General features: G+C 31.3%; 20 protein-coding genes. 10 read left to right on the top strand and 10 right to left on the bottom strand.

The features are described 5' to 3' along the window. Positions 1–151: 151 nt before the first annotated feature. Genes ACVEGE_RS16875 through ACVEGE_RS16850 form a run of 6 tightly spaced genes read left to right on the top strand, consistent with a single transcriptional unit; the run spans position 152 to position 7059 of the window. Positions 152–1045, top strand: a complete 894-nt coding sequence (locus tag ACVEGE_RS16875) for a hypothetical protein (RefSeq protein ID WP_192500007.1) — start codon at positions 152–154, stop codon at positions 1043–1045. Between the two features lie 46 nt (positions 1046–1091). After that, complete coding sequence (locus ACVEGE_RS16870; protein WP_192500008.1) at positions 1092–2141, top strand: substrate-binding domain-containing protein; 1050 nt, start codon at positions 1092–1094, stop codon at positions 2139–2141. A 19-nt stretch (positions 2142–2160) separates the two neighbouring features. Then, on the top strand, positions 2161–3678 hold the full coding sequence (locus ACVEGE_RS16865) for a sugar ABC transporter ATP-binding protein (RefSeq protein ID WP_192500009.1): 1518 nt from the start codon (positions 2161–2163) through the stop codon (positions 3676–3678). 28 nt (positions 3679–3706) lie between these two features. Further along, on the top strand, positions 3707–4681 hold the full coding sequence (locus ACVEGE_RS16860; protein WP_173852131.1) for an ABC transporter permease: 975 nt from the start codon (positions 3707–3709) through the stop codon (positions 4679–4681). A gap of 3 nt (positions 4682–4684) precedes the next feature. After that, positions 4685–6175 carry a mannitol dehydrogenase family protein gene (locus ACVEGE_RS16855; RefSeq protein ID WP_192500010.1) on the top strand — a complete coding sequence of 497 codons (1491 nt, stop codon included), beginning with the start codon at positions 4685–4687 and terminating at the stop codon, positions 6173–6175. Between the two features lie 5 nt (positions 6176–6180). Then, positions 6181–7059 (top strand): carbohydrate kinase family protein, encoded by an 879-nt coding sequence (locus ACVEGE_RS16850; protein ID WP_173855067.1) that lies wholly within the window; start codon positions 6181–6183, stop codon positions 7057–7059. Positions 7060–7317: 258 nt separating this feature from the next. Here the strand turns inward: ACVEGE_RS16850 and ACVEGE_RS16845 are convergent, their stop codons facing one another. Further along, entirely contained in the window at positions 7318–8802 is a 1485-nt protein-coding gene (locus tag ACVEGE_RS16845; protein WP_192500011.1) for a mannitol dehydrogenase family protein, read from the bottom strand. Positions 8803–9149: 347 nt separating this feature from the next. Between ACVEGE_RS16845 and ACVEGE_RS16840 the strand changes: the two genes are divergently transcribed. After that, positions 9150–9914, top strand: a complete 765-nt coding sequence (locus ACVEGE_RS16840) for an NUDIX hydrolase (protein WP_192500012.1) — start codon at positions 9150–9152, stop codon at positions 9912–9914. A gap of 78 nt (positions 9915–9992) precedes the next feature. Here ACVEGE_RS16840 and ACVEGE_RS16835 read toward each other — a convergent pair whose 3' ends face one another. The 4 genes from ACVEGE_RS16835 to ACVEGE_RS16820 form a co-directional block, all read right to left on the bottom strand. Further along, on the bottom strand, positions 9993–10595 hold the full coding sequence (locus ACVEGE_RS16835) for a CHAP domain-containing protein (protein ID WP_192500013.1): 603 nt from the start codon (positions 10593–10595) through the stop codon (positions 9993–9995). A gap of 32 nt (positions 10596–10627) precedes the next feature. After that, entirely contained in the window at positions 10628–11167 is a 540-nt protein-coding gene (locus tag ACVEGE_RS16830; RefSeq protein ID WP_192500014.1) for a cupin domain-containing protein, read from the bottom strand. A 23-nt stretch (positions 11168–11190) separates the two neighbouring features. Further along, positions 11191–11973 carry a fatty acid desaturase family protein gene (locus ACVEGE_RS16825; protein ID WP_192500015.1) on the bottom strand — a complete coding sequence of 261 codons (783 nt, stop codon included), beginning with the start codon at positions 11971–11973 and terminating at the stop codon, positions 11191–11193. Between the two features lie 115 nt (positions 11974–12088). Continuing rightward, positions 12089–12763, bottom strand: coding sequence for an SDR family NAD(P)-dependent oxidoreductase (locus ACVEGE_RS16820; RefSeq protein WP_192500016.1), 675 nt, complete (start codon positions 12761–12763; stop codon positions 12089–12091). A gap of 709 nt (positions 12764–13472) precedes the next feature. Here ACVEGE_RS16820 and ACVEGE_RS16815 point away from each other — a divergent pair. After that, positions 13473–14666, top strand: coding sequence for a multidrug effflux MFS transporter (locus ACVEGE_RS16815; RefSeq protein WP_192500017.1), 1194 nt, complete (start codon positions 13473–13475; stop codon positions 14664–14666). Positions 14667–14678: 12 nt separating this feature from the next. Here the strand turns inward: ACVEGE_RS16815 and ACVEGE_RS16810 are convergent, their stop codons facing one another. After that, the gene (locus ACVEGE_RS16810; RefSeq protein WP_192500018.1) at positions 14679–15965 is read right to left on the bottom strand and encodes an NAD(P)/FAD-dependent oxidoreductase; all 1287 of its coding nucleotides are present in this window, start codon (positions 15963–15965) and stop codon (positions 14679–14681) included. Positions 15966–16250: 285 nt separating this feature from the next. Between ACVEGE_RS16810 and ACVEGE_RS16805 the strand changes: the two genes are divergently transcribed. Then, on the top strand, positions 16251–17534 hold the full coding sequence (locus tag ACVEGE_RS16805) for a sensor histidine kinase (protein WP_192500019.1): 1284 nt from the start codon (positions 16251–16253) through the stop codon (positions 17532–17534). A gap of 415 nt (positions 17535–17949) precedes the next feature. Here ACVEGE_RS16805 and ACVEGE_RS16800 read toward each other — a convergent pair whose 3' ends face one another. From ACVEGE_RS16800 to ACVEGE_RS16785, 4 genes are all read right to left on the bottom strand, one after another. Then, on the bottom strand, positions 17950–19368 hold the full coding sequence (locus ACVEGE_RS16800) for a DUF1399 domain-containing protein (RefSeq protein WP_192500020.1): 1419 nt from the start codon (positions 19366–19368) through the stop codon (positions 17950–17952). Positions 19369–19687: 319 nt separating this feature from the next. Continuing rightward, positions 19688–20488, bottom strand: a complete 801-nt coding sequence (locus ACVEGE_RS16795) for a hypothetical protein (protein WP_192500021.1) — start codon at positions 20486–20488, stop codon at positions 19688–19690. Between the two features lie 178 nt (positions 20489–20666). Further along, on the bottom strand, positions 20667–21047 hold the full coding sequence (locus ACVEGE_RS16790) for an energy transducer TonB (RefSeq protein WP_192500022.1): 381 nt from the start codon (positions 21045–21047) through the stop codon (positions 20667–20669). Positions 21048–21318: 271 nt separating this feature from the next. Further along, entirely contained in the window at positions 21319–22206 is an 888-nt protein-coding gene (locus tag ACVEGE_RS16785; RefSeq protein ID WP_192500023.1) for a hypothetical protein, read from the bottom strand. Positions 22207–22346: 140 nt separating this feature from the next. Between ACVEGE_RS16785 and ACVEGE_RS16780 the strand changes: the two genes are divergently transcribed. Next, a complete protein-coding gene (locus tag ACVEGE_RS16780) occupies positions 22347–23891 on the top strand; it encodes an IS1182 family transposase (RefSeq protein WP_225738061.1) in 1545 nt (514 codons plus the stop codon). The last annotated feature ends 69 nt before the right edge of the window (positions 23892–23960 follow it).

Here is a 23960-nt window from a genome sequence, read left to right as displayed (position 1 = left end):
TTAATAATTTAACAAATAAGGCTTTAAAATAAAATAATCATTTTTTTTATTCCCTTTTGGTATTTATTATATTAAAAAATAATATACATTTGTTTTTATAAAGCGTAAATAATACGTTTTATAAAATAAACCGAACCAAAAAATATTGATCATGAAATTATTAATCCTGAAATCAAAAAGCGCTACATATGCAGCGAGCCATTTCAAACCTAATGGCAAATTAATTTTCAAACTACTAACTGTTGGTTTTCTACTGTCGTATAATGCAATAAAAGCACAAGAAAAAAAAGAGGACACAGAACAAGCAAGTATTGTTGAGGATGATTACAAACCATTCAATATAGGTTTGCATTTAAAGAACATGCATACATGGCATGGATTTGTAGTTACGCCTGCACCTATGCTAGCAACTAATTTAGAATACAATTCTAGAAATAAGAAATTTACTTTTGGACTTTGGGGTGGCGCTGGTTTTTCGGCAACTACAACAACAAATTATAATGGCGAACAAATAAACGCGAGTTACAAAGAATTGTCAATCTATACATCCTATCATATTACAGACAAATTCTTTGTTGAAGCAGTCTCTCATAACAATTATACTGGTGTTGAAGAAAGAGGTGATAAATTGCATTACTGGAGTTACGATAAAAAACAAGGATATAATTTTGTAGATTTAAACTTTGGATATCAAGTAACTAAAAAAACTTCATTGTATTTAGCAACAATATTAGCTGGTAGATCAGGAGATTACGAAGTGCAAACTGATGGATCGTTAAAAGATTCCTATACCCATTATTTTGAGGTAAAAAGTAAAGTATGGGAACAAGATAACAATAGTTTAAGCTTATTTGCTGGTGGTGCTTGGTCTTTTATCACTGACAAAACATTTTATACTGAAGGTAAAGGGAATATCATTAACGTAGGTGCTGTTTATGCCCGAAAAATAAAGGCAGCAAATTTTGAATTGCCTGTTGAAGTTATTGCAATGTGGAATCCTGAAAAACAAAAAGCAGTTTTACAAGTTGACTTAAGAATATTTTAATAGCATTTATATTTTAAATTTATTAACGATTAAAAAACAAATAACCATGAGAAATTTTTTAAAGAAATCAGTTAAACCATTTTTAGTAATGGCAATAGCCGTAAGTATGACTGGCTGTATTGACAAAAGTAATGATGCAAAAGCTACAGACAAAACAACTAGTGAAGGAATAACTAAAACTGAAAGTGCTAAAGATTTAAAAGGATTAAAAATAGGGTATTGTACACCTTCACTTGATGCTCCTTACTACCAAGCACTTTTAACAAGTATTAAAGAAAATACGGAAGTTAACGGAATGGAGTTTTTATCTGCTGATGGTCAAGGTGATATCAACAAACAAATTGCTGCTGTTGAAGATTTGATCACTAAAGGTGTTGATGCTTTATTGTTAAACCCTAAAGATCCTATGGCTTTAGTGGCTGTAACTAAAGTAGCTAAAGCGGCTAATATTCCAGTATTCATTATCGATAGCTCTATTGATCCATCGGCTTATTTTGTGACAACTATTCAATCAAATAACTTGGCTAACGGACAATTAGCTGGAGAATGGGTTGCTAAAAAGTTTGGTTCTAAAAAAATGAAAATTGCTTTATTGAGTGGAAATGCAGGAAACCCTGTTGGAGCAACTCGTAAACAAGGACTTTTACAAGGTATTACTGAAGAGCAATTACGAACTTTAGGATATATTGATCTAAATGTAGTTACTCAAATGTACACAGAATGGACTTACGCAGGTGGATTAAAAGCCATGGAAGATGTATTGGTTGCTCATCCGGATGTTAATGTAGTAATTACAGAATCTGATGTGTGTGTATTGGGTGCTATCAAAGCAATTGCTCAAGCAGGTAAAACTAAGGATATCTTAATTGTAGCTGGTGCAGATGGTCAAAAAGAAGCTATCAAATACATTATGGATACTGATTTTTACGGTTGTACAGCTATGAATAGCCCCGTTCAAATTGGAAAAAATGCTGTAGAAGCAGCAATTCAATACATTAATGGTAAAAGAGATTTTCCTAAAACTTCTTACACAGCGCCATTATTGATTACTAAAGAAAATGCAGCTCAGTATTACAATCCAAAAGCATTGTTTTAATATTATAAAACTAAATTAAATGGGAAATTCAGAAAGTGAATACCGACTTGAAATGACCGGAATAACCAAGAGTTTTGGTGTTGTTTCTGTACTTGAGGGTGTTGATTTAAAAGTGAAGCATGGGGAAATCCATGCTTTATTAGGCGAAAATGGCGCAGGAAAATCAACATTAGTTAAAATTCTTAGCGGCGTACATCAAAAAGATAGTGGTACAGTATTGCTTAATGGAAAAGAGATAAATCCTAAAAATACCCACTATGGTCAATTATTAGGTATTAGTGTTGTTTACCAAGAATTGTCTTTGGTAAACGATCTATCTGTTGCCGAAAATATTTATTTACACAAATTAGGTGCGAGTAAATTTTGGATGAACTGGAAAAAAATTACTAAAGATGCACAAGAATTAATTGATTCTTTGGGTTTTGTAATTGATGCTTCAGCCAAAGTTAGAGATTTAAGCATTGTTCAAAAACAAGTAGTCGAAATTGCAAAAGCTTTATCAGAAGACACCAAAGTGTTGATTCTTGATGAACCTACCACCGTTTTTGATCCTAATGATGCTAAAAAATTATTTGATAATTTGATCAGACTTAAAAATGGCGGCATGTCTATTATTTATATTTCCCATCATTTAGAAGAAATTTTTAAAATTGCAGATACCATTACAGTACTTAAAGACGGTGTTGATACGGGTAGCATGGCTACTAAGGATATTGATAAAGATGGTGTTATTAGATTGATGATTGGTAGAGAATTAGAGGATTTATTTCCTACTCGAAATGTAGTTATAAGTGATGAACCCATTTTTGAAGTTCAAAATCTTACTGGAAGTGATAACTTCGTAAAAGACGTCTCTTTTTCAGTACGAGCGGGAGAAGTACTTGGTATAGCTGGTTTAGGAGGCAGTGGAAGAACCGAAATGGCGAAACTAATTTTTGGTGCCGATAAAAAGAAATCAGGTACACTTATTTTAAACGGAAAAGTAATTACTACAAAAACACCTGTTGATGCTGTAAAACACGAAATAGGATTTGTATCCGAAGATAGGAAAGAAGAAGGCGTGTTTTTGCCACTTTCTATAAGAAGAAATATTAGTATTACTAGTTTTAAACCTATTTCTAGTAAGCTAGGTTTTATAAATAATGAAAAGGAGTTTAATAATGTTCTGGGCTTAATAGATAAACTAAATATAAAAACACCTAGCTGTGAGATTGATGTCAAAAATTTATCTGGAGGTAATCAACAAAAAGTAGCTCTTGCCAAATGGTTGAGTATTGATAGTAAATTAATAATTATTGATGAACCTACAAGAGGAGTTGATGTTGGTGCCAAAGTAGAAATTTATAACCTTATAAACGAGGTAGCAAAAAAAGGAGTTGCGGTAATTGTAATTTCTTCTGATATGCCTGAGATTATGGGAATTGCTGACCGAATTCTAGTAATGCACAAAGGAAGCATTTTTGGCGAATTGCCTAAAGATAAATTCTCTGAAGAAAATATATTAAGATATTCTATTGGCGAAGAATTAAAATATTAAATTTTAAATAACATTAAACATAAAAAAGATGAATTTAACTATAAAACAACAACTTAGTACTCCTGGTGGAATACTAAAGTTTTTAATAAAACACAATACAATTGTCATTTTTGTATTGCTAATGATTTTTTCAGCATTAATATCTGATGTGTTTTTTACAGAAACAAATCTTTCTAATTTACTAAAACAAGTAGCTGGTATTGGGGTTATTAGCATTGGTATGCTAATCGTAATCCTTACCGGAGGAATTGATCTTTCAGTTGGTTCATTAGTGGCTTTATTAGCGGTCACTTTTGCGCTTTTAATCAATTCAGTGCTTTTACCTGTCGCAATTGTATTGACTATTCTATTAGGGTTTGCACTCGGGAGTATCTCAGGATATCTAGTCGCTTATCAAAAAATTGCTCCATTTATAGCCACATTAGCCTTAATGACTATCGCTAGAGGATTAGGTTTTATTTATTCTAAAGGTTCTCCTATCACATTCGATTCTGCTGGTGGAGCCTTCATGTCTGACTTTGCTAATAAATCTACTATTGGTATACCTAATATTGCTATTGTATTTTTCATTATTGTTGCAATGACTTCTGTAATGTTAAAATACAATGTATTTGGAAGGTTGGTAATCGCAATGGGAAGTAATGAGGAAGCTTCTCGCCTATCAGGAATTAAAGTAAACAAATATAAATTTTTAGTATACGCTATTTCAGGTTCATTAGCAGCCGTAGCGGCTATTATTACCGCTTCAAGAACAAATTTAGGTTCTCCTAATATGGGCGTTTCTTGGGAGTTAGATGCTATTGCTGCTGTAGTTATTGGTGGTGCAAGTTTAAATGGCGGAAAAGGAACTGCAATAAACACCTTAATGGGAGTACTTATTTTAGGATTAATAGGGAACATCTTGAACTTATTAAATGTACCATCCTACCCACAACAAGTGGTAAAAGGGGGTATTATCATTTTAGCAGTATTATTTCAAAAATTCGAAGGCAAAAAACAATAAATCATGAAACATATTACATTAAGCAACAGCAGTTTGAAAGAACTTGCTGATAGGGTTGCTGTACCCAATTATAACCGAGAAAATATCAAAACAGGTATCGTACACGTAGGTGTTGGAGGCTTTCATAGAGCGCACCAAGCCATGTACTTAGACCAATTATTACACGACAAAGCAAATGCTAATTGGGGGATTTGTGGCGTGGCTTTATTATCTTTTGATCAAAAAATTTACGACACATTAAAAGCCCAAGATGGTTTATATACTTTAGTCGTAAAAGAACTTGACGGAACTTTAACAAAGCGCGTTATTGGGTCTATTACAGAGTATTTATTTGCTCCAGATAGCCCAAAAGCAGTAATTCAAAAAATGGCAAATCCTGATGTGAAAATTATTACATTGACAATAACAGAAGGAGGCTATAACCTGAATGAAGCTACGGGCGAATTTAATTTAGAGAATCCACAAATTATTCACGATAGTAAAAATGCTACTACTCCAAAAACTATTTTTGGGTACTTAACCCAAGCATTAAAACTCCGTAAAGAAAATAATAGTGGCGCAGTGACACTACTTTCTTGCGATAATATTGAAGGTAATGGAGCTGTTGCTAAAAAAATGCTTTCGGCATACGTAAGGTTTGTTGAGCCAGATTTATTGCCATGGATTGAAGCTAATGTTTCATTCCCTAATAGTATGGTAGACCGCATCACACCTGCTACTGTAGCAAGTGACATAGCTGAACTTAAAAATGTTTCAGGAATTGAAGATCAATGGCCTGTGGTTTGCGAATCTTTTCAGCAATGGGTTGTAGAGGATAACTTTATTGCTGGTAGACCTAATTTAGAGTCAGTTGGCGTACAGTTTGTCACTGATGTTGAACCTTTTGAAAAAATGAAATTGGGTTTATTAAATGCTGGTCATTCAGTTATTGGGATTCTAGGAAGTTTACTGGGTTACAATACCATTGATGAAGCAATTAGCCACCCTGAAATTGGCACTTTTTTAGCTAATTATTTAGATAATGAAGTTACTCCTACCCTACACGACCTTGAAGGTGTTGATTTACCTAAATACAAAAAAACTTTAATAGCTCGTTTTAGTAATATTTATATTAAAGATCAAGTTGATCGCATTTGTTCTGAAACTTCTGCTAAGATTCCTAAATTCATTTTACCAACCGTTCAAGCACAACTAAAATTAAACGGAACCATTACTAATGCTGCTTTTATAATTGCTGCATGGGCAATTTATTGCTTAGGTGTGAATGAAAAAAACGAAAAAATAAATATCAAAGACGCTTTGTCAGATACGCTTTTCGCGAAAGCAATACTAGCTACAGACAATCCTAAAATTTTCATTGAAAATGAAGAAGTTTTTGGAAAATTAAGCCAATCAGCGGTTTTTTCTGAAGCTTATTCTAAAGCTTATCAAGATATTACTACTTTTGGTATAGAAAAATGTCTAATAGCCTTAAACAGTAAACTTTTAAAATAAAAAAGATGATAAAAGCGACTTGTTTTGGAGAAATATTATGGGATGTATTTCCTACTCATAAAAAAATTGGCGGAGCACCCCTAAATGTTGCGGTTAGATTAGCGTCTATGAATAATGAAGTCGCTTTAATTAGCCGCGTAGGCAAAGGAAAAAAAGGAAAGGAACTAATTGATTTTTTGAATAAGAATAACGTTGATACTATAGCAATTCAGATTGACACCAAATATAAAACCGGAAAAGTAAAAGTGACTTTAGACGAAAAAGGTTCGGCTACTTATGATATCATGCAACCTAGAGCTTGGGATTATATTGAACTTACACAAACGGCTTTAGACTTAGTAAAAGCTTCAGATGTTTTTATTTACGGTAGTTTGGCTTCACGAAATATAACATCAAAAGAGACTTTGTACGAACTATTAAAAGTAGCTAAATATAAAATTTTTGACGTCAATTTACGCCAGCCTTATTACACTGCTGTAGTCTTAGAATACTTGATGACACAAGCAGATTTCATCAAGTTTAATGATGATGAAATCTACGAAGTTGCCGGATTACTGGGTTCTACAAATCAGTCTTTTGATCATACCATTTTGTTTATTGCTGAGAAAACTAATGCTAAATGTATTTGTGTAACTAGAGGGAGTCAAGGTGCTGTATTATATATAGATAATACTTTTTATTACAACTCAGGATACCATGTTGAAGTAGTAGATACGGTAGGCGCTGGAGATTCATTCTTGGCTACAATTATTAGTAAATTAATGAAAAATAGCAACCCCCAAGAAGCTATAGATCATGCTTGTGCAATAGGTGCATTAGTAGCAAGCCGCGAAGGTGCTAATCCAAAAATAGAGGAAAAAGAAATTCTTAATTTGATAGGGTAAACATCTCTTTTAAACTATAAAAATTATCCCTAGAACAATATGCTTAAAATCTAATTAAGAATGCTGATCTTATTTTTTTTAGCTTCTAATTAAATTAAAAAACTTGAACTAAATAATTTCACAAATTAATTACGCAGCTAATTATTAATTCTATTAAAAATAGCAATTGTTTATTTATGTTTGTTTGTAATAATTGTTGATTAAACTTCATAATTCATTTTATGAAGTTTTTTTTTATCCAAAATTTTAAATCCATTACTAGTTCAAAATCATTTTTTTTATACAACTTTTCACATCGTTTGCACGCAATTGCATAAGTGCCTCTATATATGAAGAAGCAAAGGTTTCATTTTGACTCAAATCTCCAAAAATAGCTTTAATTTCAATAAATTTTATTGGGTTTTGTATCGAAAGTGCTGCTGTTCTAATCAATGTTCCACTCATGGTATCTAAGATATTATAGCTGTTTTCGTTATCATCAACGCCATCATTATACTTCGCCCATGCTGCAATAACAAAGGCTGCTCTTTTAATATTTTGATCGTTTAGTAATTGGTGTTTAACGGTAGGCAATATAAACAACGGAATCTTAGCAGAACTTTCCTGGCAAATACGAAACAATTGGTCATTAATATGCGGATTCAAAAATCGAGAAACTAGACTATTTTTATATTCAGTAATGCGTTCATTATTTGAATCAGTTAGAGTTGGCGTAACTTCATCATCAAGAAAAGATTTTAGAAAAAACATAAAATCGTTGTCGCTAGCCGCTTCATAAACCGTTTTATAACCATGTAAAGTTCCTAAAATTCCTAAAATAGAGTGACTGGCATTAAGTAACCTTAATTTTAAGTTTTCGTAGGGACCTATATCTTTAGTAAACTGCACTCCTACCTTCTCTAAATTGGGTCTTGCGTGAACAAATTTATCTTCAATAACCCATTGTGAAAAAGGCTCGCAAACCACTGGCCATTGATCGCTAATAGCAAAATCATCTTTGAGCATACTAATGTCGTTCGAATTTGTGATAGGTGTGATTCGGTCAACCATCGTATTGGGAAAACTAGTGTTTTTAGTAATCCAATCTAAGAGTTCTGGTGCTGTTTTACTCACGTAATCAAACAAAGACTGTTTCATTGTATCGCCGTTAGACTTTATATTGTCGCAGGAAAGAAGAGTACAACCGGGTAGGTTTCGCGCTTTTCGTAATTTAAAAGATTGTGTTAGATAACCAAAAACAGTTTTTGGATTAAAAGGATTTTTAACATCATCACTCACAGCAGGATGATTAATATCAAAAGCACCAGTAATTTCATTTAATAAGTAACCGTCCTCAGCAATAGTAAACGATATTATTTTAATTTCAGGGCTAGCCATTTTTTCGATAACTGCTAATGGATTTTCAGGGCCATAAAAATATTCTACAACTGAACCTATAACTTTCGCTTTATGCGCACCATTAGACTCCTTAGTGTATAAAGTATAAAGACCGTCTTGGTCTTTTAGAATATTATAAATTTTTCTGTCAGAATCTAATAAATCGACACCACAAATTCCATGATTAAGCTCTTTGTATTTATCGATTAATTCGTGAATGTAATACGCTTGATGCGAACGATGAAAATTGCTCACTCCGATATGTAAAATGCTCGTTTTAATTAAATCACGATTATAAGAGGGAACAGCAACATTAGCAGGCAATGAACTTAAATTTTCTGCATTGAGATAAAAGAATTTTGCCATATTATTGCGTAACTAGAAATTTAATTTTGATTGCTTTTTTAAAGGCTTAAAAATACACAATTATAATTGAAACATAATGGTTTTAAATAAGGAATTGAGTCAGTAATTAGAATCCAATAAATAATAAATTGAATTCAGAAAATGTATTTGTATAATAGTAACTAGGTCTTAATGAGAAAAATGTTCTGCTTTGTTTTTACAGTTTCTTAAATCAATTTTCAAAACAAATAATAATAGAAAAACTCGAGTACAATATTCTAAAACAAAACCGTTAGAATAACAGTCAAAAGCTTAAAATAATTATATTTGTAAGGTGTACTATTTTATTGCAAATGCAACTTTGAATTATGGACTTTAGAAAAATAAATAACTTATCTGTAGAATGTGTTATATTTGGTTTAGACACAGATAACCTCAGTGTTTTATTAAAAAAAAGAACCCTAAACTTATTCGATGATAACTACCCTGTAATTGACGATTGGATCTTGCCGGGACAAAATGTTTTTAAAAGCAATAATTTAGCACAATCTGCTGATAATATTTTAAAAACCATTACTAGTAAACAATTCGGTAACAAGAAACAATTTAGAACATACGGAAGCCACAAAAGAGTTCAAACTGACAAGGATTTACTATGGATTAGAAGTAAAGGTGGCGAAACCCGCAATCTTACTGTAATTTATTATTTAACGCTACCATTAGAAAATATTATTATTGAAAAGAATAGCGATTTTAAATGGTTTGCCATAAATACGTTACCCGAAATAGGATTTGATCATCAAAACATCATCAACGATGCTTACGATGATCTGAAAACCAAAATTATGACTGAGCCCATTATGTTTGATTTGGTTCCAACCAAATTCACTTTGAATGAGTTACAATCAGCATTTGAAATCTTATTAAATATTGAACTCGACAACAGGAACTTTAGAAAAAAAGCAATCAGTAAACCCTATATTGTACCTTTAGAAGACAAGCGTAAAGTAGGAATTTCTAAAAAACCCTCTAAACTCTATATGTTTAGTAAAGATGTATTTGATAAACTAACTGAAAAGGATAATATCATTAGTTCGATTTTAGTATTAGTAATAAAAATGATGGTTGTTTAGGTTAATTAGAATTGTTGAAATCATTTTAACCGTTATAAGATCAACGCATTTTGTATTGTAAAACAATATGATGTCTTACTATTCTGCTTTTTCTTTTCTTAACCAACCTAAAATGCGCTCATTCTCAATGTGCCATTTTCCATCTTTATATTTAAGACCATAATTAACTCTTGATGGACTAAAAGGGCCTGGATTTTGTTGTATTATTTCAATTTCATTTTCTTTTACATTTGAAATTATTGCTACATGTCCGTACTTATTAAAAACAGTTCCGCTAAAAATCACAAGATCACCATTCTTCGGCTTTGCCAAACTTGGATTTGTATATTGTATTAAACTACGCTTTTCATTTTTCTTTCCGTCAGCAACTGAATGGTCAAAAAAGTCTTTAGCATGTCCATAACTGTCTGGCATTTTATGATTAAAATGTTCATAATAATATCTTTTTACAAACTCAACACATTGATATTTTAATCCTAAATTATAACCGTCACTTGTTGTATTTCTCCCTGTAACATTATTTACACCACCGTTATAATAAACAACTACGCCATTGATACTATCTAGTTTTTGACCAATAGTAAAATTGTTATTAAAATTGAATTTTTTAAAAGACCAAACACTAATTAAACTCAAAATAACGATTCCAATTACTATGTATTTCCACGATTTAAATTTCATTTTCTTTATTTAATAATTTATACAACAGTTATTTAATAACAATATTTCTTGACTATTTTTTTCTCTAATCCCGTAATCTTGCCAATAAATGCCAAAGATAGTATTCCTATTTTTTGAATAAAAAGTGGCAAATCAGGAACATAAGCATCCATCATTTTTATAGCGATAGCCATATAAAATATATTTGTAGGTAGTCCGTTTTTATAAACTTTTCCATCTTGAGCTAAGCCGTATATTATTTGTAATCCATTTTTAATTTGGATTGATGGTGTTATCTCTACTTCAAAAATCACATTCTTTCCAGATTTATTTATAAATTGATGACGATCTAATGCGTTAATAACTAATTCATTATTGGTTTTAAGTACACTTTCAATGTTATTCACAATTACATTTAGTACTCCTTCAATAATTGTAAATTTTTCCGTTATTTTTGTATGATAATGAACCCCAGATTGCCCCCCATTTGGTTTTAAAAAAGTCCTAAAAATCAACTTTTCATCTGACTCAAAAAGAATTTCAATTTCATCCTTTATTACTGGATTTGAAAACCTATTGTTACTTCCTAACATTTAAAGACCATTTTAATTAGCTATTAAAATATTTGTTTCTTCTCTATTTCAGGAATTGCTTGATCAATCCTTCTGGCCAGTTCAGGAAGTTTTATAGTTGGAATTGCAGGAAATAAATGATGTTCTAAATGATAAAACATACTAAATGTTATTTTATTTTTCCAATTACTTCTTTGAGTACGAGCTAAACCAGGATTTTCGTGAGTATCGTGATGCACGGTCCAAACAGCAAAAAATGCCATTAAAAATTCCCCTATAATCATTATTGTCATATGATAGTATAGCAAATATATATTGAAATAAAATGCAATTGCTATAAGAATCATAATTGAAAAAAGCTCAATCAACATGTTTTTACGGTACTTTTTACTTCCTATTTTCCATGTAATTTGGTGAATTTTAAAAACGTGAATAGGTCCATAAAGTATTGCTCCATACCAAGTCATGTGCGCCGATTTCCCTTCTTGATCTTCGTCGGTTAAGCAATATTTATGGTGTCTCAAATGATTAAATTTAACCGCATGAATTGAAACCATCATTAAAACACTATTTATATACAAGGATAGCCAAGTTAAAAACTTATTTGTTCCAAGGGAATTGTGAAATCCGTTGTGTACTTGTCTTAACCCAGTTAAAAAAAAGAAAGCTGAGAAAGGAAGTGCAATCCAATAATATTCAAAATAAGCTAGAATCCATGATGATAATGCCCAAGGAATAGTTAGATTATTTTCAATAAGCATTTCTTTCAAAGATAATTTCCTTAAATCTTGCCACTCTACTTTTTTTAATATTTCTTGATGTGTCATTTTTTTATTTTATTGAAATCATTTTTTTATCACTTATAATAAATTTTAAGCGCAGCAAACTTATTGTTACAATGAGTTTAACAAAAAAAAAAATTTGTGAAGTGATCTATTTTTTTTACCACTTAAACTCACTTTGTGTTTCTATATTCCAAAATATTCCCGTTTGAAAGTTAGAAACGACAAATTTATAAATTTCATTTGCAGATTCAGATGCTGAAAGTAGACCATCAGTAATATTACTTTTTGCAATTGTTGTTCTTACCCAACCCGGATGGATTGAGGCTACTTTTATATTTTCTAAAAGTCTATTTGACAAAACTTTAGTGTACATATTTAATGCTGTTTTAGACATTCTATAAGCAACAGAATCAAAACGATTACACAATTCAATAGATCCCATTTCTGAAGATATATTGATGATTTTTCCTTTTAATTTTATATTTTCGATCAATGATTCCGTTAAAAAAGTTGTTCCAATAACGTTAACATCAAAAGTTTGTTTAAAACTTATCTCTTCGGGATTACTAAAATCTAAATCTGGTCCAATGGCCGCGTTATTTATTAAAATATCTATTTTTATTCCCTTGTCTATAATCTCTTTTTTAAACAATTCTATATTTTTAAAATCTGATAAGTCCAATTTTAAAACATCAAAACTCTTATGTTGTATTCCATTAACTTTTCCTGATCTTGATGTTCCAATTACTTTGAAACCATTTTCTAAAAATTTTTCGGCTAAAGCGAATCCAATTCCTCTACTTGCTCCAGTTATTAAAATCGTTTTATTCATTTTTATATGTTTTCATTTATCGCTTTACAATGATCCAATTCAGTTTTTGTTACATCGAGCGGATTCGAGATCTAAATAGTGGTTCTCGACTCCGCTCGAACTGACAATTGTACTGTTTTATAAAGAGTAGGGTATTAAATAGTCGTTTAAACCTCTATTTAATTTACTTGTTATTTAAATTCAATTAGTTTTTCATTGGGCAAGTCATATTCAAATAATTTATTAGTATCTCCATGCTCGTAATATAACCTCTTTATTGTATTTACTCTATGTTCAAAAACAAAACAAATATGTTCTAATTTATTGCTATGAAACCCGATTAATTTCTAATTTCAAATATATACTATTCTACCGAATCTTCTGATTAAAAATTTTGTTTTTGTATTTATTTAAATCAAAAATAATTTGAGTTGTGAATAGTGTAGTTAATCTTAAACGGGATTAATTTTTGTAGTTTTTTTTAGCCTTGATAGCAGTGAAAAGCCTTTGCGAACGGAGAACCATTTTTTTCTGGTTGTGGTAGAGCGACCAGCGGAAGCTCCTGCCACAACCTAGAAAAAAGGTTTGAAGCCGCAAAGCTTGTAATGCATAGCGAGAGTTGCTCCTAAAGAAAAAAAGTCGCTAATTATATTGGTTTTATAGCAGGAAATTTGGAGTCTTTTTAGGGTTTTATTATTCTACCTTTGCCAGAAATTAAATTTTACATTTCATGACTAAAGGTAAATATTTCAAATTAATCTTAATTCTGGGTTCACTTACTGCCTTAGGGCCGTTTTCAATAGATATGTACTTACCTGGGTTCTCTGGAATTGCTAAAGATTTGAATACTTCGGTGGCTAAAGTTGCCATGACTTTGTCTAGTTATTTCATTGGAATATCAGCTGGACAGTTGCTTTACGGTCCGCTATTAGATCGTTTTGGTAGAAAAAAACCACTGTTTATTGGGCTTTTAGTTTACATTTTGGCATCATTAGGTTGTGTTTTTGTCAAAGACATTGACACTTTTATAGGTTTGCGATTTATACAAGCTGTGGGCAGTTGTGCTGCTACGGTGGCATCAGTTTCTATGGTACGTGATTTATTTCCTGTGCGTGATATTCCAAAAGTATTTTCATTATTAATGTTGGTTGTTGGGCTTTCGCCAATGTTAGCGCCTACTGTAGGTGGTTATGTAACGGATTATTACGGATGGCATACCGTGTTTTTTATCTTGATGTGTATAGGAATTTTGATTATGCTAGCGGCACAATTTGGTTTACCAGACAGTTATGCTCCAGACAAAACGATTTCGCTAAAACCAAAACCAATTATCTTGAATTTTATGACTGTGCTTAAAGAGCCGCAGTTTTATACGTATGCCTTTACAGGTGCAATTGCCTTTTCGGGATTGTTTACTTATGTGGCGGCCTCTCCTATTTTATTTATGGATGTTTATAAAGTAGACCCCAAAACTTATGGTTGGATTTTTGCGTTTATGTCCTTGAGTTTTATTTTGGCTAGCCAATTGAACTCGCTTTTACTAAAGTGGTTTACTAGTGAACAAATGATTTATGGCGCTTTATTAGTACAAACAATTGTTGTTGTTGCCTTTTTTATTGCAGCTCAAAACGATCTTTTAGGATTATACGGAACCATTGCCATGCTGTTTTTATTTCTAGCCTGTATAGGAATCTCTAATCCCAACACGGCAGGTTTAACACTGGCTCCGTTTACTAAAAACGCAGGAAGTGCCTCTGCTTTAATGGGCGCTATTCAATTAGGATTAGGTGCATTAGCTTCTTTTGCCGTTGGGATTTTCTTGAAAGATTCTATGGTGCCTATGGTAGTAATCATGGCGGTAGCTACTATTGCTGCTTTTATTGTTTTAAATATTGGAAAACGAAAAATAAAAGTAAAATACTAAATCAGTTTTGGTTTAACAAGCTGTTTCAGTAGGGTTGTTTTTGTTTTTTTTATCAGGTCTAATAATCATACGTAAAGACTGATCACTTGCAAAATAAGCAATCATCCAGTTATAGAACGTTTTGATTCGGTTTCGATAAGTTATCAATGAAATTAAATGCACAAACAACCAAATTGCCCAAGCAAAAAAGCCTTTAAAATGCATTTTGGGTTTAGGTAAATCAACTACGGCTTTATTTTTCCCGATGATTGCCATTGATCCTTTATCATTGTATTTAAAAGGAACAAAAGGTTTTTTATCCATCATTAATTTAAAGTTCTTTGCAAGGTTTATTCCTTGTTGAATCGCTACTTGTGCTACTTGTGGATGCCCGTTAGGAAAATCAGTATCAGTAGTTTGAATACAGGTATCTCCTATGGCATAAATATTATTAGTAGCATTGACTTTATTAAAAGCATCTGTTGCCATACGCTTACCACGACCATAACTTTCTGTTGGAATTCCTTCAAAAACTTTGGCTGAAACTCCTGCTGCCCAAATCAAATTTTTTGTTTGTATGGTATCTCCATTAGACATAAAAACCGTATCGTCCTTATAATCGACTACTTGAACATTAAGTTTGACTACAACACCTAAACCCGTTAATGCGTCATAAGTGTCTTGCTGTGACTCCTTGCTCATAGGAGCTAACAAAGCATTACCTCCATCTACTAAATAGATATTACTTGCAGCAGTTGCTAGTTCAGGATATTCTTTTAGAAAAATACTCTTTTTCATTTCGGCAAACATTCCAGAAACCTCTACTCCTGTAGGTCCTCCTCCTGCAACTACAATTGTCATATAGGCTCTACGCTTGCGAATGTCTTTACAAATTGCGGCTTTTTCTAAATTTTTCAAAATGGTATTTCGCATTTCGATGGCGTCGTTAAGGGTCTTCATTGGTATGGCATTTTTCTTTACATTTTCCATTCCAAAATAACTCGTCTCTGCTCCTGTAGCAAAAACCAACTGATCGTAATGCAACTCGCCGTTGTGAAGGATAATTTTATTTTCTGCGGGAACAACGCTTTGCAATTTCCCTAAGCGGAATTGCAAATTTTTCTTACCAGCAAAGAATTTTCTAAATGGGTAACTTATACTTGATGGTTCTAAAAAAGCTGTTGCAACTTGATAAATTAAAGGTGGAAAAAAATTATAATTGTTTTTGTCCACTAAGGTAACGTGAATTCCTTTTTGGTTCAATAATTCTTTAGCTAAGTTTAATCCTGCAAATCCACCGCCTATGATAACAATTTCCATATAATTTTTTATTTATTATTCTAATAAAATAGTTGTTTATAAAACTAATGTTTCTTTTAATCTACATAATTACCAAGGATCATTTTAAGAATCAATTTGTTTTTGAAACTTTTTTTATCGAAAATTATGTTGACCACCAGTCTAGTGATAAATATACGTCAATTATCAAAATCAAATGAATCAAAACTATTAAAAAAGGGTTAAAAGTTTGCAAAAAAACTAAGCAATTACTAATTGATTTCAATCGCCCTGTTTTTTTTGTAACTTGCATAAAACAAGATATTTATGATGTTTAGACAAAAATGGCTAAATTTGATTGGTAATAAGGAAGAATTCTCACTTGAGAAACGTGTCTTTCATGGTGTTTGTTTAATCACCTCTCTTGTACTTTTAATCTCATTTCCGGCTAACTTTTTTCTAGGTCTTATCATTTTTGGTTACGTATTATTAGTAGTGCTTATTTTACTATTAATATTATTTTATTTTTCTCGTTATAGAAGTCATTCTAAAGCAACATTTGCCATTTATGTTAGTTTTATGTCGATGGTGTTAGTGGTAGGATACCTCTTTAATTGTGGAATCGATGGCCCTGTTATATTAATTTTTGCAATAACTTTTGTGATTCTTGCTGCAATTGTCCAAAAAAAACATTTGTTGTTTTGGATGCTTTTTCAGCTTTTTATTGCCTATGCTCTACTCTACTTAGAATACCACTATCCTAACATTATTATTATTCATTATGAAGAACGCTCTTTTCGGTTTCTAGATACTGCTTTAACGATAGGGATTTTGTTATTGACGATCTATTTAACCATACGTTATCTTAAAATTAACTACCGCCAGCAGCAAGATTTATCTAATAAAAAGAATGAAGAACTCGCTAAAGCTAATGCCACTAAAGACAAATTATTTTCTATTATTTCGCATGATCTAAGATCGCCATTTAATGCTTTAATTGGCTTGAGCCAAATGCTAAAAGAAAATCAAGATGAACTAGACGAAGCTGAAAAAGAGGATTTTGTAAACGCAATTTATGAGACTTCGACTAAAACGTTTTATCTACTGCAAAACTTACTAGAATGGTCGCTTTCGCAAACAAATGAAATCCAATTTTCACCTGAAAAAATTAATTTAAACCAATTAGTAAACCATGCTTTATCCATGCCTTTAGAAGTTGCTAAAAGTAAGGAAATCGAAATAGAAGTCATTATTCCTGAAAATCAATTCATTGTAGCTGATAAAAATATGATGGAGACAGTATTGCGGAATATAGTTTCTAACGCGATAAAATTTACTGAAAGTCAAGGGGAAATTATTATCACGTCACATATTGATAATAAAGGTACAACGCTTAAAGTTGCAGATAATGGTATAGGAATGACTGAGGCAACTCTTAGCACTTTATTTGATCAAAATACAACTCCAGCCCCGCAAGAAATTATTGTTGATCGCGGCATGGGATTAGGACTCATGCTTTGTAAGGATTTTGTTGAAAGACATGAGGGGAAAATTTGGGCCGAAAGTAATCTAGGAAAAGGAACTACTTTTTATATTTTTATTAAAAAATAAAAGCAATACAATAATTTTAAAAATTCTAGAATTATACCTTTTTTAAATGGTCCGCTTTAGAACTTAACCTATAATAGGAACGAAAATTACCAAAAGCGACCTAAACAAAATTTAAAAATAGAGTACGAGTAATTTCTGTTCCATATATAATGTAATCAATTTTTAAATTATAATTCTATTTTGGAAACTTTGATTTGACTATAATACTTCTCTATTAAAGTTCTTTATCCAAAGGTACTTTTTGGGGTATCAATTTATAAAAAAACCATCAGCAACAACTGCAAGAACAAAAGCCAGAGTTGTAATCATCACTAATTTCTACTACTGAAATTCCGAGTTTAAAACAAATTAAGTTTAATTTTTTTCATAGTATTTCAAGATTAATAAAGAGAATAAAGCTTAAAATTTAATACCATTAATCCCCACAACCACCACAGCTGCTACAAGAACTACCACAGCTACTTCCACAGGAGCTTCCACAACTACTATTGCTACTGCTATTATTATTATTATTTTCAACATAATTAACTAATGGTACAAATGCTGTCGTTAGAACCGCCGGACCCATTAAAAAATAATTCCATTGCCAGTTATTTTCAATATCTCTAGTTGGTAAGATATCTTTTTTGTACATTTCTGGTAATGTTTGAATACACACCAATTTTGTCAAACGATTTAAATAATAAATAATTGCTATTAGTAAAAATACCGTTGTAATAAAAATTTGAGTCACCGGTTTATCTCTAGAAATCCCCATTACTAATCTTATAAAACCCAATAATAATATTGAAGCCAAAACAGCAAAATTTATATAGAATAAATAACCAAATTTAACCGACTTGTTGAAGTACTTTTTAAACGCATCCATGCAATTACTAACGTTTTCATAAATAGGTTTGTTAACTAACTGCTTAGCTAAAACAGGATAAAAAGATTTTCCAATTTCTTTTGAAACACGAATCGTCTCTATAGCTTCTTTAGTATTTAATAATGTCTTTTTCCTTGTAGCTAACGCCGTAATAGTTTTGGGTTTAACCTTAGTTTTTGAAGTATTTACAACTCGAATAGTATTATCAGCATTAATTTTTAATGCTTTATTGTCAATTAATTCGTTTACAAAACCATTGATTACATTGGTCAGTTTTTGTGTCTTAAGATAAACTAACTCATAAGGTTCTAATTTATAAATGAAGGATTGTGAATCAGAAGAAAGAAGTATTTTTTTTATATAATAGCGATTTATAAGTTCTAGACCTATAAATACAATAATGATTAAACTTATAAATAACAGCACAAAATTGGGATTGTGGATTTGTAAATAAATGGGTTTCAACAAACTGTAAGAAGGTAATATTAAAGCAATAAAAACCAAAATTCCGAATACTAAAAAGGTTCTTAACTTGATTGTTGCCTTCTTTAAATTCAAGCTTTCGTACATGCCACTGTATTCCCAAAAGATATTTGATTGTTCACCAAAACTTTCTGAGTACAGCTTTTTTGTTCGTTCTTTTGCTTGTTTAAATTTATCAAAATCTTCTTTATTATGGGTAGACGGTATGTGCTGCACCTGCTTTCCTATTAAAGTGCAAAACTCTTGATAGGATTGAGTAAAGATTAAATGCTGATGCCAAACAGTATCTACAATTTCTGAGGGCGAAACCATAAAATTTGAAGTTGCCGCCAAGTACATGAATTTCTTATATTCTAGAATCGCAACAGCTGTAAAGTCATTGGTCCAATAATTTTCATTTGCAAGCCGCGTACTAAATCCATATTCACTTGGTGGATTGTCTAGATCAAATTTTAAAATACTATTCCAAAGCTCATTATTCATATTTATTGTGGTTTTGTTGCTAATATCATACATTTATAAAACATTCAATTGTCATATTGAGCGGAGTCAAGAAACACTGTTACATTTGGGTTCCGCTCAATATAAAAAAAACAGATTAGACTATATTCTCTAATTATTAGTATAACTTCAAATTAGTATCTATAATGAAGTGTTGTTTTAACAAAAAAATTGAATCAAATATATACAATATGGTATATTAAAAAAAAATATTTATCTAATACTTCAATTATTTATAATCCTGAAAAAATGTAATTCTGTTAAACATTAGGTAGCTCAAAATACATTATAACTGATATTTTTATTCAAATTCTGTCTTATAATAGTTATATTTTTTTATCCATTTATCATTTTCATAGACTTCTTCATAACCTTTTACATAAAAACTGTTATCCGTTTTCCATACAATTTTTTCAATAGCAAAGTTGGTAGAATTGTAGCTTGCATATTCGCTTAAATAAGTTCTCGGATTTGATTTGTCGTTAATTTTCAAAATTCCAATGTCACAATTTTTATGTTTATAAGTCGAATTGTAATAATAAACAAAGTATTTATTATTAATAGAAGGAATTGGTAATTCTACGCTTCCGTCTCCAAATGAAATAATATTATAAACAAAATCATTCAAACTATCCAATAGTAAGAAATCTCCAAAACCTAAATTATCAGAAGTTGAATTTTCTGTAATTGCAAATAGCTTAGAACCAGGATAATATCCTAAATACTCAAATCCGCTCCAACTATCTTGACCTCCATAATCCTTATATTTTTTAAATTTATGTTTAATTAACGCTGTTTTAACGTAAAAAAAATCATCATTTTGTTCTGGTTTTGAAGTTTGAATATATTTTTTTTCCTGATCAAGTAATAAAAAATCTTTTTCAGTAACTGTATCAAAAGTTAATTTTATTAATTTTTCATAATTGTCATTATAACCAATAGTAACTTTTTTTAAACTGTCTATTTTTAATTCTATTTGTCTTGAACTTAAATTAATTTTAGAAATTGTATCAGTTATTGTTGCATTGGTATTTTTTGTTGCATTTCTTTCATTACAAGAATTAGTTAATATAATTAATGCTAAATAGATTGTAATTCTCATTTTTTTTATTTTCAAAATACTAGTTAACTAATTGGTAATAATACAACTGCGGAATAAAAGACAAGCGGTATTGCTTTTATTTGTATTCCGTTCCATTATATTTTAATTTTTTTAATGTTGTGTGGATTTTTTTCTTCTCTACACAATCGGAGAATTCAATAACCGCTATTCTGCGACGTTAATCGCCCGTACTAACTCTAATAGGCAGTTTGTATAATGTCCGTACTATTTCACTATTCTTTTTACCAGGTAGCCATTTTGGACTTATATTTAATAAACGTACTGTTTCTTCAGCACACCCAAAACCAATATCTTGAATAACATTTATGCTAGTTATTGAACCATCTTTCTCTATTATAAATTCGACAATAATTTTTCCTTTTAAGCCTCTTTCTTCTGGCATTTTAAAATTTTTCGCTATGAACCTATAAAACTTTTCAAGTCCACCATTAAAATACGGTTTTTCGTCGACTTCCGAATTGTTATATACTTTGTCGTTAATTTTTTGGGAATAAATATTGGTTGTAATTAGTAAGATTAGAATTAAGAAATATTTCATTATTGTAATTTTATGTATTTTATTATTGTTTTTTAAATGCCCTCAATACCTGTAGTTTCTTAACATCATATGTAAAATTATGGTAATTTAATAAGCAATTTATTTTAATTTTACGTTTATTCAATTTTATTATCAATATCGCTCAACGTTTAGCCATTTTGAGATGATTTGAATTTCGTAATCACTCAGTTTTCGGCTTAACGAAAACTTGATTCGGAACGATAATTCCACTAAATTCAAGCTATATCAAAATGGCTGTTAGCTGCCTTTTTTATCGGATTCTTTTCAATACAATTTTAATAGTATCGTTTTTAATAATTAGTTGCTTGTCGGTTAACTGAAATCTTCCTTTTAAAAATGTTATCGTTTTGGTACTGTCGGGGTTTGCAATAGCGCCAGTTTTATCATTTTCTAAAACTTGCTTATATTCTTTACTAAAAGTTTTCAGAATAATTGTATCGTTTTTAAATGAGTATGTTCCATCAGTAATTTTGTCAATATTATTTGCTCCTTTAACTTGAAAAGTATTAAAAATTTCAAAATTGAAATTTTTAAGTTTTCCAGCTTTATCAACATTTTGCCAAGTACCGTAAAACTGGCTTTTTTCCATGTATTTTGATTTAAGTGCTAAAATCCCAAAGAATATTACAATAAAAGCTAATGGTATGTAAACCCATTTTACTTTACGAAATTTACTAACCCAAAGAGGTTTTTCGGCATCTTGACCGAAAGATGGTTCTGTAAAAAAATATTTTATAAATAGTGGGTATTCTGAAAAGAAAATAAAAAACGCCATCAAGGTCATTATAGTAGCCATTCCTTTCGCTCCATTTATGTCATAAGCGTAGTCTACTAATAAAATATTTACCATAAAAGACAGGAAAAGTATAATTCCAATTCTTGTAGTTTTTCTAAAAAATAGGAGTAATGAACTTGCAATTTGAGATGTGGCTATAACTACGCCATACCAAAAGGAATAACCATAATAGTACCAAGTTAAATTAAATCCACTTAGTGAGCCTATTGGTTGATCATAAGTAGAAGGTTGAGACGTGAATTGGGTGCCTAAAATTTTAGCAAAAGCATAAGAAAGTATCATTGTTGCTAAAAAGTAGCGAAAGATTGTAAAAAAGGTATAATGTAATTTTTTCCAATTCATGTTTTTGATTTCTTAGTTATTTTATGACGGGGTATTTTTAAGGTTGCAGCTAACGTCAGTCTGTGAAAAAACCACCGTTTATTTCTCCCAAATATAAGTAAATAATTAATTTAATCGAAAGAAAAGTTGTATATTTAAGTATGCAACATATCACAGGAATACCTCGCAATCAGCTGTTTTTCTCTAGTTTGGAGGAAACTATTTTACCCAATAACCCGGTTCGTTTTGTAGATGCTTTTGTAGATGCGTTAGACCTGAAATGTTTGGAATTTAAGGTAAAAACAATCAAAGCAGAAGGTCGCCCGAGTTTTGACACTAAATTGTTTCTCAAGCTCTATTTATACGGATATCTTAACGGGCTTAGGAGTTCTCGAAAGCTTGAGAAAGAGTGCGTTCGAAATATTGAATTGCATTGGTTACTAACGGGTATTGTTCCCAATTATCATAGCATATCCGACTTTAGAAAAGAGAATTCAGCAGGATTAAAAAAACTTTTCAAGCTTTTTGTTAGTTTTCTTAAAGATGCCGACTTGATTGCAGGAGAAGTTGTCGCCATAGATGGTACCAAAAGTAGAGCGCACAACAGTAAAAAAGCCAATTTCAAACAAAAGAAAATAGACCGTCATTTAACTTATATCGAAGAAAAAACAGAAGAATATTTAACACAATTAGCCCAAAATGATTCACTAGACAAAGGTATCGAAGTAAGCAACGTCCAAGAGAAAATAGCCCGTTTGCAAAAGAACAAAATAGGTTATGAACTCTTAGCAGAAAAACTAAAAGCTAGCGGAGAACCGCAAATTAGTACCACCGATGAAGATGCACGAGCCCTGTTGGTTCAAGGTGTAGTTGTCGAAGTGAGTTACAACATCCAAGCAGCGGTAGATAACAAACACAATTTGGTCGTTGCCACGCACACCATCAATCGCAACGATTTGAACGCTTTGGGAGCTATTGCATTGGAAGCAAAAGAAAATCTAGGCGTAGCAACCTATACTGCTTTGGTTGACAAAGGTTATCACAACGGACGAGAAATCACCCAATGCAAAGACCATAACATCACCACCATTGTCGCGCATCCTACACCAGGAATAAGCAAAGAAAGTGTCACTCAGCCGGATTATTTGGTAGCTAAATTTATCTACAATAAAGAAGACGATACCTACGAATGTCCACAAGGAGAAACCCTAAAAACTACTGGCCGTTGGCACAAGAAAACAGGAAGAACAGAGCAAAGTGGTTATGAGTTTAAGAAATACCGAACATCAGCCTGCAAAGAATGTCCCATAAAAAACATTTGCACCAGTAGAGCAGGCGGACGGGAGATTGACCGAAGCCAATATGCCGATGCAGTCGAAGAAAATAACCAACGCTATCGAGAAAATCCGCAACTATATCGCAAACGGCAAGAGATAAACGAGCATATTTTTGGTACTATTAAGCGTCAATGGGGATACAATCACACTAATTTAACGGGACTCGAGAAAGTAAATGGAGAACACAGTTTAATTATGCTCGTGTACAACATCAAACGCACCATAAATATCTTGGGAATACCCAATCTCATTGCCAAAATAAAGAATTGGAAATCACCTTATAAAGCCAAAGGTTTTTTTGTTTTAAAAAGGGTTTATTTAAGACTTTTTAAGGACGTATTCGTAATCAACTTGGCAATTTCTGCCTAAAAACTATCATCTTGTACAGAGGCTCTATTGTAGTCAAAAGCCATTACTATTTGTTGACCAAGACTGAAA

The organism is Flavobacterium sp. PL002, assembly GCF_054165825.1.
The sequence above is the reverse complement of the archived record's forward strand: the minus strand, read 5'-3'. Positions and strand labels throughout refer to the sequence as shown.

Bases quoted from the DNA above. Each gene is read 5' to 3' on its own strand.
- ACVEGE_RS16805 (WP_192500019.1), top strand. From the start codon at position 16,251: ATGATGTTTAGACAAAAATGGCTAAATTTGATTGGTAATAAGGAAGAA.
- ACVEGE_RS16865 (WP_192500009.1), top strand. From the start codon at position 2,161: ATGGGAAATTCAGAAAGTGAATACCGACTTGAAATGACCGGAATAACC.
- ACVEGE_RS16780 (WP_225738061.1), top strand. From the start codon at position 22,347: ATGCAACATATCACAGGAATACCTCGCAATCAGCTGTTTTTCTCTAGT.
- ACVEGE_RS16830 (WP_192500014.1), bottom strand. From the start codon at position 11,167: ATGTTAGGAAGTAACAATAGGTTTTCAAATCCAGTAATAAAGGATGAA.
- ACVEGE_RS16855 (WP_192500010.1), top strand. From the start codon at position 4,685: ATGAAACATATTACATTAAGCAACAGCAGTTTGAAAGAACTTGCTGAT.
- ACVEGE_RS16825 (WP_192500015.1), bottom strand. From the start codon at position 11,973: ATGACACATCAAGAAATATTAAAAAAAGTAGAGTGGCAAGATTTAAGG.
- ACVEGE_RS16835 (WP_192500013.1), bottom strand. From the start codon at position 10,595: ATGAAATTTAAATCGTGGAAATACATAGTAATTGGAATCGTTATTTTG.
- ACVEGE_RS16850 (WP_173855067.1), top strand. From the start codon at position 6,181: ATGATAAAAGCGACTTGTTTTGGAGAAATATTATGGGATGTATTTCCT.
- ACVEGE_RS16870 (WP_192500008.1), top strand. From the start codon at position 1,092: ATGAGAAATTTTTTAAAGAAATCAGTTAAACCATTTTTAGTAATGGCA.
- ACVEGE_RS16785 (WP_192500023.1), bottom strand. From the start codon at position 22,206: ATGAATTGGAAAAAATTACATTATACCTTTTTTACAATCTTTCGCTAC.
- ACVEGE_RS16815 (WP_192500017.1), top strand. From the start codon at position 13,473: ATGACTAAAGGTAAATATTTCAAATTAATCTTAATTCTGGGTTCACTT.
- ACVEGE_RS16820 (WP_192500016.1), bottom strand. From the start codon at position 12,763: ATGAATAAAACGATTTTAATAACTGGAGCAAGTAGAGGAATTGGATTC.
- ACVEGE_RS16840 (WP_192500012.1), top strand. From the start codon at position 9,150: ATGGACTTTAGAAAAATAAATAACTTATCTGTAGAATGTGTTATATTT.
- ACVEGE_RS16875 (WP_192500007.1), top strand. From the start codon at position 152: ATGAAATTATTAATCCTGAAATCAAAAAGCGCTACATATGCAGCGAGC.
- ACVEGE_RS16795 (WP_192500021.1), bottom strand. From the start codon at position 20,488: ATGAGAATTACAATCTATTTAGCATTAATTATATTAACTAATTCTTGT.
- ACVEGE_RS16800 (WP_192500020.1), bottom strand. From the start codon at position 19,368: ATGAATAATGAGCTTTGGAATAGTATTTTAAAATTTGATCTAGACAAT.
- ACVEGE_RS16790 (WP_192500022.1), bottom strand. From the start codon at position 21,047: ATGAAATATTTCTTAATTCTAATCTTACTAATTACAACCAATATTTAT.
- ACVEGE_RS16860 (WP_173852131.1), top strand. From the start codon at position 3,707: ATGAATTTAACTATAAAACAACAACTTAGTACTCCTGGTGGAATACTA.
- ACVEGE_RS16810 (WP_192500018.1), bottom strand. From the start codon at position 15,965: ATGGAAATTGTTATCATAGGCGGTGGATTTGCAGGATTAAACTTAGCT.
- ACVEGE_RS16845 (WP_192500011.1), bottom strand. From the start codon at position 8,802: ATGGCAAAATTCTTTTATCTCAATGCAGAAAATTTAAGTTCATTGCCT.